The sequence below is a fragment of the Methylobacterium sp. B4 genome (assembly GCF_003201865.1).
Taxonomy (GTDB): Bacteria; Pseudomonadota; Alphaproteobacteria; order Rhizobiales; family Beijerinckiaceae; genus Methylobacterium.
On the sequence record NZ_QJJJ01000022.1, the window covers coordinates 1 to 15,106 of the forward strand.

Consider the following 15,106-nt stretch of genomic DNA (forward strand, 5'->3'; position numbering starts at 1 on the left):
GTTTCGGTGGCCACGAAGATGGTGAAGGCGAACTGGATCGCGGTGCGGCCCCAGTGGTGCTGCTGGTCGATGGGGTCGACGAACAGGGTCCAGCCGTACTGAAGGTTGGCGATCATGGCCATGCACAGCACGCCGAAGGCGAGTTGCCACCACTTGGCGGAGGGCGCGTCGAAAGGCGCGTCCTGGCGCGCCTGCGGCTCGGCCGGTTGGGAAGCCATCCGGTTACTCCCTAGTCGTTTCTGATGTTGACCGAGCGGCATCATGCATAATGATGTCAGGTGTACAATATACCAACGGTGTAAAATTTCTTACGCAAGTGATTTCAAAATAATCCACCGAATATAAAATAAATATGTCGGATTAAAATAGTCGACTCCGTCTTTGTGTTACGCGCCGCCGGGATGGCCCGGAGGCGTTGGTGTCCGACTTAATCCTTCATGACGAGGTTGCGCTGAGTGCAATTGCGCTCACAAGGGCTTCTGTCAGTCTCGTTCGTCTCGAAAACTTGGCTATCGCGCATAACGAGGACACATGCTTTATCCTACCACGATGCCGTTGCTGTCAGGTCTCATCCTCTTCAGTCTCTCATACATAAACTATGCGACATCGAATTTGGCGGAGGGAAGCATGTCCGATGAAATCGGAGAGTAGCCACATGCTCTCGCGCAATTTTTCTAGAATCGATGTGGCGGTGATTTCGTCCCTCATACTGGTTCTTGCCGGCGTGAAAGCCATGATCTTAGTCAAGGTTATCGGGGTACCGTAGTTCACGCGGGGGGGCGGTTCGGCAGGCCGCCTCCCTTCGTTGCCGCCGTCGCCTCTGTCTTCGAAGCGGACAGCGGAGCCGTCGCATGAGGCCGGCCTGGGCGTGTGTGACGTCGCTCATCGCGACCCGAGCTTGCGACCCGAACCGCCCGATCGAGAAGGCTTGCGGACTGCGCCGATGGTCGATCGGTTCCTACAGAGCCTCGCCCCGCAGCAGCCGCGGGGTCTGCCCCCTCAGGGCCGAGGCCTGCCCGATGAAGAAGCGCTTGAGACCCGGCATCCGGTCGACGAGGCCCAGCCCGAAATCGCGGGTCAGGCGTAAGGTCAGGCTGTCGTTGGAGAACAGGCGGTTGAGCCCGTCGGTTGCCGCCGCCATCGCCACCGTGTCGAACCGGCGGGCCTGCTCGTAGCCGCGCAACACCGCGTCCGCGCCGGGATCGAGCCCGAGCCGCAGGGCGCCGGTCACCGCCTCCGCAAGGGCCGCCGCGCCGGCAAGGCCGAGATTGAGCCCCTGTCCCGCCAGCGGATGGATGACGTGGGCGGCATCCCCCAGGAGGGCGAGGCGCGGCGCCCGGAAGCTGCGGGCGATGCCGAGATGGAGCGGGTGGGCGCTCGGGCCGTGCTCCAGCGCGATCCGCCCGAGTTCAGCCCCGAACCGGCGCTCGATCTCGGCCAGCGTCTCGGCGGCGTCCCCGCCGAGCAGGGCCCGCACGTCGGCGCTGCGCTCGGTCCAGACGATGGAGGAACGGTGGCCGAGTTCGCCGCCGGCCACCAGCGGCAGGATCGCGAAGGGACCGCTCGGTAGGAAGTGCTCGAAGGCCCGGCCCTCGTGGTCGCGCGCGTGCTGAATCGTCGCGACGATGCCCGATTGCGGGTAGGACCAGCCGACCCAGCCGATGCCCGCGCCCTCGCGCAGGGCCGAGCGCGCCCCGTCGGCGGCGGCGACCAGGGCGACGCTGGCTTCGCTCCCGTCGCTCAGGCTGACCCGAATTGCGCCGGGGCCCGGCACGGCGGCGCGCACGCCCGCCGCGACGAGGCGCACGCCCGCCTCGCGGGCCGCGTCGAGCAGCACGCCGACCAGGGGTTCGGCCTCGACCATGTGGGCGAAGGGCTCGCCCTCGCCGCGCGCCTCGGTCCCGTCGCCGAAGGTGAGGAAGACCGGGCGCACCGGATCGCCGACGCGGCTGTCGCTGATGACGAGGCGGCGCATCGGCTCCGCCGCCGCTGCGATCCGGGGCCACAGGCCGAGTTGTTCGTACATCCGGCGCGGTCCCGCCGCGACGGCGTAGGCGCGCCCGCGGTGGCGCACGGCGCCCGCCTCCAGCCCCGGATCGCAGACGATCACATCGAGAGCGGGCCCATGCGCCCGCTTCAGGGCGACGGCGAGGGTGAGGCTGGCGATGCCCGCGCCGGCCACGAGCAGGCTGCGGCTCCCGGCACGGCGGCCCCGGGGAGGATGATCCGTTGCGCTCATGACGCCTCCTTCTCCCTCCGCTCCCGGCCTGAGTGCGCGCGGGCGGCACGGCGGGGGCCTCTGATAGCCTGCTTGCCGCCCGCCCGCATCCCGTCGCGGCCGGTACGATCGGCTCGGCGCGATCGGGGGAGGCGGGACCGGCGTGGCAGCGCGCGGCCGGGCTGCTATCTCCCCCGCGTGCCGCCTCGCCCGGGGGCGTGCGCCGATCCGTCTCGAAAGCCGCAGCGAAGCCCTCATGCCCGATCCCGTCGACGCGCTCCTCGCGATCCTCGATCTGGAACGTCTGGAGACGGATCTGTTCCGGGGCGTCAGCCCCCGCATCGGCTGGCCGCGGGTGTTCGGCGGGCAGGTGGTGGCACAGGCGCTGGTGGCCGCCTCCCGCACGGTGGAAGTGGCCCGCCCGCCCCACTCGCTGCACGCCTACTTCCTGCTCGGCGGCGATCCGTCGATTCCGATCGTCTACGAGGTCGAGCGCATCCGCGACGGCGGCAGCTTCACCACCCGCCGGGTCAAGGCGATCCAGAAGGGGCGGGCGATCTTCGCCATGTCCGTGTCCTTCCACGAGGCGGAGGCGGGCGTCGAGCATGCCGCCGAGCGGCCCGAGGTGCCGGGGCCGGATTCGCTGGCCGATGCGCGCACCCTCGCCCGCGAGGAGGGCACCATCGTGCCCGAGCCGATGCTCGCCTATTTCACGCAGGCTTGGCCGATCGAGCTGCGCCCCGTCGAGACCGAGCGCTACCGCGACCGCCGGCCGAAGCCCGCCCGCTACCATGTCTGGATGCGCACGACGAAGGCCCTGCCGGACGATCCTGCGATCCACCGGGCGGTGCTCGCCTACGCCTCGGACATGACGCTCCTCGACGCGACGCTGATCCCGCACGGGCGCACGGTGTTCGATCCCGAAATCCAGTCCGCCAGCCTCGACCACGCCCTCTGGCTGCACCGCCCCTTCCGGGCCGATTCCTGGCTGCTCTACTCGCAGGACAGCCCGACCGCCTCCGGTGCCCTCGGATTTGCCCGCGGCACCTTCCACGACGAGCAGGGCCGCCTCGTCGCTTCCGTCGCGCAGGAAGGCCTGATCCGCCGCCGCCGCGGGTGACCGAAATCGGGCAGGCTCGCCCGAAGCCATCGGCCGAGCTGCTTTCTGACGCCGAAAGCGCCTGATTGCCTCTTTGATGGGCAGTTTTCGTGCGCGCGCTGCCCGGAAACTGGCCGAAGCTCGCTCAGGTTCTGGGCAGAAGCACGGCTGGGCAAAAGGTTCCGCTTGGCACGGTCTTTGAATGAAGGCGCCCGGTCGCAGGATCATTCCGATCGTGCGCAACCGCTGGGTCTCGGCCGGTGCGCGGCCGGCGGTGGGAAGGCAGAACAAAGGGGGCGCCGCCCATGAAAATCGTGATGGCGATCATCAAGCCGTTCAAGTTGGAGGAGGTTCGCGACGCCCTGACCGGTATCGGCGTCCACGGACTGACCGTGACCGAGGTCAAGGGCTACGGCCGGCAGAAGGGCCACACCGAGATCTATCGCGGCGCCGAATACGCCGTGAGCTTCCTGCCCAAGCTCAAGATCGAGGTGGCGGTCTCGGCCGACCTCGTGACCAGCGTGATCGACTCGATCGCAGGGGCCGCCCGCACCGGCCAGATCGGCGACGGCAAGATCTTCGTGATGCCGCTCGAGAAGGCCGTCCGCATCCGCACCGGCGAGACCGACGCCGACGCGCTCTGAGATCTTCGTCCCGCGCCGGCCTCGTCCGCCGCCGTCACCGGGACCCTCATCCCATCCGGCGAGGCGCGCCCGCGCCGCAACCCTTTCTCCACAACGCTCGACGCCTTGCGATCAGGAGCTTCCTCTCCATGAAACTACGTAACCTTCTCGCGCTCGGCCTGGGAGGGGCCGCGCTCGGCCTCCTCCTCGTCGAGCCGTCCCTGGCGCAGGGGCCGACGGTCGAGGCCGCGCCCGCCGCGCCCGTTCCGAACAAGGGCGACACCACCTGGATGCTGCTCTCGACCGTCCTCGTCCTGCTGATGATCCTCCCGGGTCTGGCGCTGTTCTACGGCGGCCTCGTGCGCACCAAGAACATGCTCTCGGTGCTGACCCAAGTCTTCGCCATCGCCTGCATTGTCTGCCTGCTCTGGGTTACCTACGGCTACAGCCTCGCCTTCACCAACGGCGGCGGTCTCAACGACTTCGTCGGCGGCTTCTCCAAGGCCTTCCTCAAGGGCGTCGACGCCAACTCGGTGGCGGCCACCTTCTCCAACGGCGTCGTGATCCCCGAATACGTCTACATCTGCTTCCAGATGACGTTCGCGATGATCACCCCCGGTCTCATCGTCGGCGCCTTCGCCGAGCGGATGAAGTTCTCGGCGCTCGTCGTGTTCACCATCCTCTGGGTCACGCTGATCTATTTCCCGATGGCCCACATGGTCTGGTACTGGGGTGGCCCGGACGTCTTCGCCGACGCCGCGCGCAAGCTCGCTGCCGCCGGCGGTGAGGCGAATGCCGCCGCGAAAGCCGACTACGACGCCGTGCTGGCCGATGCCGGCAAGCTGTTCCAGTGGGGCGCCCTCGACTTCGCCGGCGGCACCGTCGTGCACATCAACGCGGGCATCGCCGGCCTCGTCGGCTGCCTGATGCTCGGCAAGCGCATCGGCTACGGCCGCGACCTGCTCGCCCCGCACTCGCTGACCATGACCACGATCGGCGCCTCGCTCCTCTGGGTGGGCTGGTTCGGCTTCAACGCCGGCTCCAACCTCGAAGCCAACGGCACCACCGGTGTCGCCATGATCAACACCTTCGTCGCCACCGCCGCGGCGGCCGTGTCCTGGCTGTTCGTGGAATGGGCCGCCAAGGGCAAGCCCTCGCTGCTCGGCATGCTCTCGGGCGCCATCGCCGGTCTCGTCGCCGTGACGCCGGCCGCGGGCTTCGCCGGCCCGATGGGCTCGATCGTGCTCGGTCTCGTCGCGGGCGCCGCCTGCTTCGTGATGTGCTCGACCGTGAAGAATGCGCTCGGCTACGACGACTCGCTCGACGTGTTCGGCGTCCACTGCGTCGGCGGCATCATCGGCGCCATCGCCACGGGCATCCTGGTCTCGCCCGACCTCGGCGGCGCCGGCATCCCCGACTACACCACCAAGCCCGGTGAGCTCGTCCTCGGCTCCTACGACATGGTCAGCCAGGTCATCACCCAGGCGAAGGCGGTCGGCTTCACCATCCTGTGGTCCGGCATCGGCTCGGCGATCCTCTACAAGCTCGTCGACCTGACGATCGGCCTGCGGGTGACGCAGGAGGAGGAGCGCGAGGGTCTCGACATCGCCGATCACGGCGAGCGCGCCTACAACTACTGAGAACCGGGCCGCCCACCAGGGCGGGCCGCGCAAACGGGGCCTCGGCGTATCGCGCCGGGGCCCTTTTCGCAGGCGGAGGCCGGATGGACGACGACCCCCGGATGCAACGGCATCGGGTAGTTTCCGTGATCAGTTCGGCTTTGCCGCGCCCGAGATCCTAACGAGGGATGAAGAGATCCTGTCCGTCGCGCGGGACGATTGATCGGGACACGACTTAGAGCGTGCTCTTCTTGCAACAATCTCCTGGCTAAGGTTGTCGCAGCGCAAAATTGCCTCCAAAATAGGCAAGTGCGCAAAACTTGATTTTGCGGTGAACGCCCGAGTTCGGCACCTTGGCCGTATCGAAGTGCGGGGCTGAACCACAATGACGATCAAGACCAAAATTCTGGCCGCGGGCGCGGCTTTCACCAGCGTCGCCACCATGCCGGTTCTCGCGGCCGACATGCCTGCCGCCAAGGCGCCCGTGATCGTCGAAGAACACTGCAAGGCCGCGATCTCGACCCCGACCTTCGGCGGCCTCATCAAGGCCAATCCGAACCCGGCCTGCTTCGTCACCGGCATCGGCGACATCTATGTCGGCGGCGCGGTCACCGGCTTCGCCTACACCCAGACCAATGCCTTCGGCATCCTGTCGCCCGGCGGTGACCAGGACCGCTTCGGCCGCGTCGACTTCTCGAACCTTCAGGGCTGGATCCAGAAGGCCGATGGTCCGCTCCAGTTCTACGTCCATGCCGGCCTCTACTCGATCCCGGCGCTCGGCCTGCCGCTCTACTCGTCCTTCGAGCAGACCGAATCGCTGTTCGGCCCGATCCCGGTGGCCTTCGGCAAGTGGCAGATCAACGACGAGTGGTCGATCCAGGCCGGCCGGATGTTCACCAACATCGGTTCCGAGCTGCTGTTCTCCTACCAGAACCTCAACATCTCCCGCGGTCTGGTCTTCAACCAGGAGAACTTCATCAACCAGGGCGTCCAGGTGAACTACGCCAGCGGCCCGTTCGCGGCGGCGCTCGCCGTGACGGACGGCTTCTACTCCGGCGAGCTGAACTGGGTGACGGGCTTTGCCACCTACAAGCTCAACGACTCGAACACGATCGGCATCAACGGCGGCACGCATTTCAGCGACTTCGACGCCTCGACCCGCAGCCCGCGCTTCCAGTTCGCGACGATCAACTCGCTGCAGAACAGCAGCATCATCAGCGTGAACTACACCTACGCCAACGGCCCGTGGATCGTCTCGCCGTACTTCCAGTATACCAACGTCGCGCAGAAGGATAACTACTTCTCCCCGATCGCGGGCGCCGAGACCTGGGGCGGCGCGATCCTGGCCGGCTACACCTTCACCGACAATTTCGGCCTGGCCGGCCGCCTCGAATACATCGCCCAGTCGGGCACGCCGGGGATTCTCTCGGGCTCCGGCTCGACCAGCGTCCTCTACGGCCCGGGCAGCTCGGCCTTCTCCTTCACCATCACGCCGACCTTCACCTGGGACCGCTACTTCGTTCGCGGCGAGTTCGCGACCGTCCAGGCCTACGACGTGACCCCCGGCTTCGGCTTCGGCCGCGACGGGACCAAGCGGTCGCAGGAGCGCTACCTGGTCGAGACCGGCTTCACCTTCTGAGACGTCCCAGCCGGCCAGACACCGCGACGCTGCGAGAGCCCCGGAGAGATCCGGGGCCTTTCGCGTTTCATATCTTCGCGGCGCCCGCGCCAAGTCATTGTCTTCGCGAGAATTTTTTTGAGCAAAATCCGGCCTGGTCGAGCGAGGGCTTTTCCTTAGCCCCCCGTTAACCGCCCGGCGTTAGCCTTACCGGACCGTTGCCACGTGACCGGTTTGCGAATGCGTTCCCTCCGCCGCTCCGCGTCGCCCTACGACACGTTCGTCGACAGTCTTCGGCCGTTCCTGGCCAAGCGGTTGACGGAGTGCGGCGGCCTGATCCTCTTCACCGGCGCCGTCGCGCTCACGGTCGCCCTGGCGACCTGGTCGATCGACGATCCGAGTCTCAATCACGCCACCGACCAGCGCGCCCACAACGTGCTCGGGCGCCCCGGCGCGGTCGTGGCCGACCTCGCCATGCAGCTCCTCGGCCTCGGCTCGATCGCGCTCGCGGTTCCGCCCGTCCTGTGGGGCATCCGCCTGATGCGCGAGCGCGACCTGCCGCATGGCGGCCTGCGCATGGTCCTCTGGTTCGTCGGCGTGCTCTGCGTGAGCGCGGTCGCGGGCGCCCTTCCGCCGACCTCCCGCTGGCCGCTGCCTACCGGCATGGGCGGCGTGGCGGGCGACGCGCTGCTGGCCGGTACGCGGATGCTGATCGGGCCGTTCGCGAGCTTCGCCGGTTTCCTGTTCGCGGGCATCGCCATCCTCAGCCTCACCGCCGCCTGCCGGGTCACCAAGCCCGACTTCGAGGAGGAGGACGAGGCACCCTACGGCGCCCCGCGTCCCGCCGCCCGCTCCACCTGTGTCTCGGCCTACGACGAGCGCCACGATGCCGACGAGCCGAGCCTCGGCATCCTCTCGCTGGGCGCCCTCGCGCAGGCGGTCATGCGCGGCCGCGCCAAGATCCGCGGCCGGCTCGAATCCTGGCAGGCGCCTGCCGACGGGGCGGAGGATCTCGCCTATGCCGGCGCCTCGCCCGCGCTCGCCGCCCGCCGCGCCTTCACGGATCCGGAGGAGGCGCCCTGGGCGCCCGAGGCCCGCGAGCGGGCCGTCCCCGGGGCCCGGCGCGAGCCGCTGTTCGACGAGGAGCCCGGCGAGGACGTTGCTGCCCCTTCTTCCCCGATCCGCGCCGCGGCCCCTCCCGCCGAAGATGGCGGGCCGGCGGCCGAGACGGCCTCGCGGGTGTCGCGCCCGCTGCCGCAGGCCGCGCCGGCGCGGCCGCGGCCGGCCGAGCCCCGGCGCGAACCGGGCGATTACCGTCTTCCCGCCCTCGAACTTCTCGCCCGTCCGCGCGATGCGGCGCCGGGTTCGGAGGTCTCGGCGGAGGCGCTCGAACAGAACGCCACCATGCTGGAGGCCACGCTGCAGGACTTCGGCGTGCGCGGCGACATCCTGGCCGTGCGCCCCGGCCCCGTCGTCACCCTCTACGAGCTGGAGCCGGCGCCCGGCACCAAGTCCTCCCGCGTGATCGCGCTGGCCGACGACATCGCCCGCTCGATGTCCGCCGTCTCCGCCCGCGTCGCCGTGGTCCCCGGCCGCAACGCCATCGGCATCGAGCTGCCGAACGCCAAGCGCGAGACCGTTTTTCTGCGCGAGCTGCTGGCATCTGAGGACTTCGTCGAGACCAAGCACAAGCTCGCCTTGTGCCTGGGCAAGAATATCGGCGGCGAGCCGATCATCGCCGATCTGGCCCGCATGCCGCACCTGCTCGTGGCCGGCACCACCGGCTCGGGCAAGTCGGTGGCCATCAACACCATGATCCTGTCGCTCCTCTACCGGCTGAAGCCGGAGGAGTGCCGCCTGATCATGGTCGATCCCAAGATGCTGGAGCTGTCGGTCTACGACGGCATCCCGCACCTGCTCTCCCCCGTCGTCACCGATCCGAAGAAGGCGGTCATCGCCCTCAAATGGGCCGTGCGCGAGATGGAGGAGCGCTACAAGAAGATGTCGAAGGTCGGTGTGCGCAACATCGACGGCTTCAACGCGCGCCTCGAAGAGGCCCGCGCCCGCGGCGAGACCCTGACCCGGACGGTGCAGACCGGGTTCGATCGCTCCACCGGCGAGGCGGTCTACGAGGACGAGGTCATGGACCTCAACCCGCTGCCCTACATCGTGATCGTGGTCGACGAGATGGCCGACCTGATGATGGTGGCGGGCAAGGACATCGAGGGCGCGATCCAGCGCCTCGCGCAGATGGCGCGGGCGGCGGGCATCCACCTGATCATGGCGACGCAACGGCCCTCGGTCGACGTCATCACCGGCACGATCAAGGCGAACTTCCCGACCCGCATCTCCTTCCAGGTCACGAGCAAGATCGATAGCCGCACGATCCTGGGCGAGATGGGCGCCGAGCAGCTGCTGGGCCAGGGCGACATGCTGTTCATGGCCGGCGGCGGACGCACCACCCGCGTGCACGGGCCGTTCTGCTCGGACTCCGAGGTCGAGAGCGTGGTCGCGCATCTCAAGCGCCAGGGCCGGCCCTCCTACCTCGAAGCCGTGACGGCGGAGGAGGGCGAGATCGCCGCCGGCGGTGCCGCGTCCGAGGACGGCCCCGTCTTCGATGCCGGCCAGTTCGGCGGCGGGGAGGGCGCCGACCTCTACGAACAGGCGGTGGCCGTGGTGCTGCGGGATAAGAAGGCTTCGACGAGCTACATCCAGCGCCGCCTGCAGATCGGCTACAACCGCGCCGCCTCCATCATGGAACGCATGGAGACCGAGGGGCTCGTGGGACCCGCCAACCACGCAGGGAAACGCGAGATCCTGGTCGAGCCCGAAGCCCAGGATTACTGAGGCGCCGCAACCGCGAACCTCCTTCAGGCGCGTCGTCCTCCCCCGAGGACGGCGCGCTTCGCGTTTCGAGAACCGGCCTCGGCCGTCGGGCCTGTACCAGCCCGTCGGCGCCCGATCGCGACTCGACAACGGCCAAGCTCCGAATTATAGCACGAGCTATAAAGAGGAGTCGGAGGTCTTATGTCGAGGAGGCGCTATGGCTTTCGGCGCTGGGCGCGGATCGGCGTGCTTGGTCTGGCGGTCTCGCCGGCCCAGGCCGAAGAGGTTTCCCTCGAAGAGATCAGCGTGACCGCCGACAAGCCGGCCCGGCGCAGCGGTGACGGCACGCCGCCCGGCATCCTGCCGGTCGTGGCCGACCGCTTCTCGACGGTGACCGTCGTCTCCGGAGCCGATTTGGCCCGGGCGCAGCCGACCTCTTTGGGCGAAGCGCTGTTCGACAAGCCCGGCCTCTCCGCCTCCACCTTTGCCCCCGGCTCCGCCTCCCGGCCGATCATCCGCGGCCTCGACAACCACCGCGTCCGCATCCTCGAGAACGGTACGGGCGTGCAGGACATGTCCGATCTCGGCGAGGATCACGCCGTGCCGATCAACCCGCTGATCAACGACCGGATCGAGGTGATCCGCGGGCCGGCGGGTCTGCGCTACGGCTCCCAGGCCGTCGGCGGCGTGGTCTCGGTCGAGAACAATCGCATCCCGACGAGCATCCCCGTCGGCGGCGTCGCGAGTCGGGTGACGACCGGCTATTCGGCCGTCGACAACGGCCGCAACCTCGCCGCCACGGTCGATGCCGGCAGCGGCAACGTCGCCGTCCACGCGGACGCCTTCAAGAGCGCGGCGGACGATTACAACACGCCGCTCGGCATCCAGCGCAACTCCTTCAACGAATCGCAGGGCGGCGCCTTCGGCACGTCCTACCTGTTCGATCGTGGCTTCGTCGGGCTGTCCTTCAGCCACTTCGATTCCGTCTACGGCATTCCCGGCCTCGGTTCGGCCGCGCAGCGCACCCGCCTCGACCCGACGCAGGACAAGCTTCAGGCCCGGGGCGAGTATCGGCCGCTGGAGGGACCCATTGCGGCGATCCGCTTCTGGGCCGGCGGTTCGAACTACCGGCACAACGAGTTCGGGACCGGCCCGAACGGCGTCGAGGACATCGAGGCGGTCTTCAAGAATCGCGCGGTCGAGGGGCGGATCGAACTCGATCACGTCCCCGTCGCGACGGCGCTCGGCACCCTGACCGGCTCGTTCGGCTTCCAGGCCGACCGGCGCAAGCTCCGGATCTCGGGGGCGGAGGGCGGCCTCCTGCGCCCGACCGACACGCGGGTGCAGGCCGCGTACCTGTTCGAGGAACTGGCGCTCGGCGGCGGGCTGCGCTTTCAGGCGGCGGGCCGCATCGAGGGCAACCGCGTCGCCGGCACCCAGGCCCTGTTCCCGTCGGACTTCTTGCCGAACGGTCCTGCCGACGAACCGGCCGAGTCCCGCCGCCTGCGCCGTTTCGCGCCGAAAAGTGCGAGCTTCGGCGCGCTTCAGGACCTGCCGCACGGTTTCGTCGCGAGCCTCACCGGCTCCTATGTCGAGCGTGCGCCGACCTCGCCGGAGCTGTTCTCGCGGGGGCCGCACGAGGCCTCCGCCACCTTCGAGATCGGCGACCCGAACCTGAAGCTGGAGCGGGCCCGCACCGTCGAAGTCGGCCTGCGTCGGGCCGACGGCCCCTTCCGCCTCGACGCGACCGGCTACGTCACGCGCTACACCGGCTTCGTCTACAAGCGCCTGACCGGCTTCACCTGCGGCGACACCTTCGGCAACTGCGGGATCGGCGGCGGGGATCTGCGGCAGGTGGTCTATTCTCAGGCCAACACGACCTTCTTCGGCGCCGAGATCGGCAGCCAGCTCGATCTCGTGCCCGTGGGCGACGGCTTTGCCGGTATCAGCGCTCAGTACGATTTCGTGCGGGCGCAGTTCGACGACGGCAGCTTCGTGCCGCGCATCCCGCCTCACCGCGTCGGCGGCGGCGTCTTCCTGCGTGCGGATGGCTGGTTCGCGCAGGTGAGCCTGCTGCACGCCTTCGCGCAGACGCAGACCGCCGCGCTGGAGACATCGACGCCCGGCTACAACGACCTGAAGGCGGAGATCGCCTATAGCCGCCCGCTCGATCCGGCGGTCCACGGCCTGAGCGAGGTGACGTTGGGCCTGCGCGGCACCAACCTGCTCGACGACGTGATCCGCAACGCCGCCTCCTTCCGCAAGGACGAGGTGGTGCTGCCGGGCCGCAACGTGCGGCTGTTCCTGACCGCGCGGTTCTAGGCTGCCAGTGCAGTGAGCACGGCGCTCCCGGCCGGGCTCGCCGCGTAGCGGGTGCGCTGGGTGCGGCCGTCACGGGCGGTCACGGTCAGGAGGGTTTCCGCCGACAGGCCCTCGACCGCCCGCAGCACCAGGGCGTGCTCGACGCCGAAGATGCGGGCGAAGCTGCGGCTGTCCTCGGCGAGCCCGAGATGCAGACCGGCGAGGATGCCGGCCTCCAGAAGGCTCAATTCCGGCCGGAGCGCCGCGAGCGTGTCGGTCGCGGCCAGGAAGGTCTCGGCGTCGGCGGCAGGCGCGCTCACGCGGCGTTCCCCACGGAGCCCGCGCGGGCGCGCACTTGGACCAGCACCGATTTCGAGGTCGGGGTGTCCGAGAACTCGCCGAAGGCCGAGAGCGGCACCAGCACGTTGAGTTCCGGATAGTAGCCGGCGAGCGAGCCGCGCGGCATGTCGAAGGGCACGAGGCGGAAATCCTCCGCCACCCGCTCGACGCCGTCATCGGCGTGGACGCAGACGAGATCGACCCGCTCGCCCGCCCGCGCCTTCAGCTCGGCGAGGTCGTCCGGGTTCGCGAACACCACCCGACGCTCGCCGTAGACGCCGCGGTAGCGGTCGTCGAGGCCGTAGATCGTGGTGTTGTACTGGTCGTGGCTGCGGAAGGTCTGCAGCACGAAGGTGTCCGCTTGCGTGCTTGCGCGCTGGTGCTCGGTGGCGACCGGGAGCGGGCCGCTGGAGAAGCCCGCCCGGCCGGTCGCGGTCTCGAACACCCGCTCGGCGGCGAGGTTGCGCAGCATGAAGCCGCGCGGCCGGCGCACCCGGGCATTGAAGCCGGCAAAGCCCGGGATCGTCCGCTCGATCCGGTCGCGGATGCGGTCGTAATCGTCGGCGAGCGCCGCCCAGTCGATCCGCTCCGAGCCGACGGTCGCCGCGGCCATGCCGGCGATGATGCCGATCTCCGAGCGCAGTTCCGGCGAGGCGGGCCGGTTGATGCCGCCCGAACCGTGGACCATGCTCATCGAATCCTCGACGGTCACGATCTGCACTTTGCCCCGACTGTTGCGGTCGATCTCGGTGCGCCCGAGGCAGGGCAGCAGGTAGGCGATCCGCCCCGGCACGAGGTGCGAGTGGTTGAGCTTGGTCGCGATGTGGACGGTGAGTTCGCAGCCGGCGAGGGCCTTCTCCACCAGCCGCGTGTCGGGGGTGGCGCGCACGAAGTTGCCGCCTAGGCCGATGAAAGCCTTGGCCGAGCCGTCGAGCATGGCGCCGATGGCACCGAGCACGTTGTGGCCGTGCTTGCGCGGCGCGCCGAGCCCGAACTCGCGATCCAGCGCTTCGAGAAGCGCGACGGGCGGCTTCTCGTTGATGCCGACCGTGCGGTCGCCCTGGACGTTGGAGTGGCCGCGCACCGGGCACAAACCGGCGCCGGGCCGGCCGATATGGCCGCGCAGGAGCAGCAGGTTGGTGATCTCGCGGATGGTCGCGACGGAATGGCGGTGCTGGGTCACGCCCATCGCCCAGGTGGCGATGACCTTTTCGGCACCGAGATAGACCTCGGCCGCGGTCTCGATCTGCTCGCGGGTCAGGCCGGACTGGTCGAGGATCGCCTCCCACTCCGTCGCCTCGACCGCCGCGCGGTAATCGGCGAAGGCGCTGGTATGCGCGGCGATGAAGGCCTGGTCGAGGAGCGACGGCTTGCCCGCCTCAAGGGCCGCCGCCTCGCGGGCGAAGACGGCCTTGGCGATCCCGCGGAAGGCGGCCATGTCGCCGCCGGGCTTGGGCTGGTAGTAGTGGCTGGCGATCGGGCGGCTGGCGCCGCGCAGCATCTCGACGCTGTTCTGCGGGTCGGCGAAGCGCTCCAGCCCGCGCTCGCGCACTGGGTTGAGCACCACGACCCGCGCGCCGCGCTCGGCGGCCCGGCGCAGGTCGCCCAGCATGCGCGGATGGTTGGTGCCGGGGTTCTGGCCGACGACGAAGATCGCATCCGCCTTCTCGAAATCCTCGAGCAGCACGGTGCCCTTGCCGATGCCGATGGCCTGGGTGAGGGCGATGCCGCTCGCCTCGTGGCACATGTTGGAGCAATCGGGGAAATTATTGGTGCCGTAGGCCCGGGCGAAGAGCTGGTAGAGATAGGCCGCCTCGTTGGAGGCGCGGCCGGAGGTGTAGAACTCGGCCTGGTCGGGATGGTCGAGGCCGCGCAGGGTCGCGCCGATCTCGGCAAACGCCTCCTCCCAGGTCACGGCCCGGTAGCTGTCGCTGTCGGCGTCGTAGCGCATCGGATGGGTCAGGCGGCCCTGGCTTTCCAGGGCGTAATCCGTCCAGCCGCGCAACTCGGCGACGGTGTGCTTGGCAAAGAAGCGCGGCGGGGTGCGCTTGTCGGTCGCCTCCCAGGAGACCGCCTTCACGCCGTTCTCGCAGAACTCGAAGGAGGAGCCGTGAGCCGGATCGCCCCAGGCGCAGCCGGGGCAGTCGAAGCCGTCGGGCTGGTTCGCCGAGAGCAGGGCCCGCGCACCCGAGAGCGGCGCCCGGCTGCCCAGGAGGTGCTTGCCGCAGCTCTTCAGCGCGCCCCAGCCGCCCGCAGCGGAGGAGCGCTTGGTCAAGCCTTCCGATCGGTCCATCCGAGAGCCCGGCCTTCTTCGCGATGTAGGGATGTCGCCGACGATCCGCGCCCACCGCGTCGCCCCCGTGGCGGGTGAGCAGTGTCGGATTTTGTCTCCCGTAAATATCATCTCGCGGCTGCGAGTTGATGCGCGGTCGAAGGCGGGGGAGGCATTCGCAATACGCAGGA

Annotated in this window: 9 protein-coding genes and 1 pseudogene; 6 read left to right on the forward strand and 4 right to left on the reverse strand. The window is 69.0% G+C overall.

Annotated elements, in window-relative coordinates:
* Positions 1–218: pseudogene (locus BY998_RS19625) on the reverse strand (oxalate/formate MFS antiporter); the annotation flags it as partial.
* A 740-nt stretch (positions 219–958) separates the two neighbouring features.
* On the reverse strand, positions 959–2,239 hold the full coding sequence (locus tag BY998_RS19630; protein WP_110353396.1) for an FAD-dependent monooxygenase: 1,281 nt from the start codon (positions 2,237–2,239) through the stop codon (positions 959–961).
* A 235-nt stretch (positions 2,240–2,474) separates the two neighbouring features.
* Between BY998_RS19630 and BY998_RS19635 the strand changes: the two genes are divergently transcribed.
* From BY998_RS19635 to BY998_RS19660, 6 genes are all read left to right on the forward strand, one after another.
* Positions 2,475–3,338, forward strand: a complete 864-nt coding sequence (locus BY998_RS19635; protein ID WP_110353397.1) for an acyl-CoA thioesterase II — start codon at positions 2,475–2,477, stop codon at positions 3,336–3,338.
* A 284-nt stretch (positions 3,339–3,622) separates the two neighbouring features.
* Positions 3,623–3,961, forward strand: a complete 339-nt coding sequence (locus BY998_RS19640; RefSeq protein ID WP_110353398.1) for a P-II family nitrogen regulator — start codon at positions 3,623–3,625, stop codon at positions 3,959–3,961.
* A 128-nt stretch (positions 3,962–4,089) separates the two neighbouring features.
* Positions 4,090–5,580: an ammonium transporter gene (locus BY998_RS19645; protein ID WP_110353399.1), complete on the forward strand. Its 1,491-nt coding sequence runs from the start codon at positions 4,090–4,092 to the stop codon at positions 5,578–5,580.
* Positions 5,581–5,944: 364 nt separating this feature from the next.
* On the forward strand, positions 5,945–7,198 hold the full coding sequence (locus BY998_RS19650; protein WP_110353400.1) for an outer membrane beta-barrel protein: 1,254 nt from the start codon (positions 5,945–5,947) through the stop codon (positions 7,196–7,198).
* A gap of 219 nt (positions 7,199–7,417) precedes the next feature.
* Positions 7,418–10,024, forward strand: coding sequence for a DNA translocase FtsK (locus BY998_RS19655; protein ID WP_110353401.1), 2,607 nt, complete (start codon positions 7,418–7,420; stop codon positions 10,022–10,024).
* Between the two features lie 180 nt (positions 10,025–10,204).
* The gene (locus BY998_RS19660) at positions 10,205–12,325 is read left to right on the forward strand and encodes a TonB-dependent receptor (RefSeq protein WP_110353402.1); all 2,121 of its coding nucleotides are present in this window, start codon (positions 10,205–10,207) and stop codon (positions 12,323–12,325) included.
* On the opposite strand, the gene BY998_RS19665 is transcribed toward BY998_RS19660, so the two are convergent.
* Together BY998_RS19665 and BY998_RS19670 are read right to left on the reverse strand one after the other, a co-directional pair.
* Positions 12,322–12,624, reverse strand: a complete 303-nt coding sequence (locus BY998_RS19665; RefSeq protein WP_110353403.1) for a hypothetical protein — start codon at positions 12,622–12,624, stop codon at positions 12,322–12,324. The genes BY998_RS19660 and BY998_RS19665 overlap by 4 nt on opposite strands.
* Positions 12,621–14,936, reverse strand: a complete 2,316-nt coding sequence (locus tag BY998_RS19670) for an FdhF/YdeP family oxidoreductase (protein ID WP_110353404.1) — start codon at positions 14,934–14,936, stop codon at positions 12,621–12,623. The genes BY998_RS19665 and BY998_RS19670 overlap by 4 nt, the downstream gene beginning before the upstream one ends.
* Between the last annotated feature and the right edge of the window lie 170 nt (positions 14,937–15,106).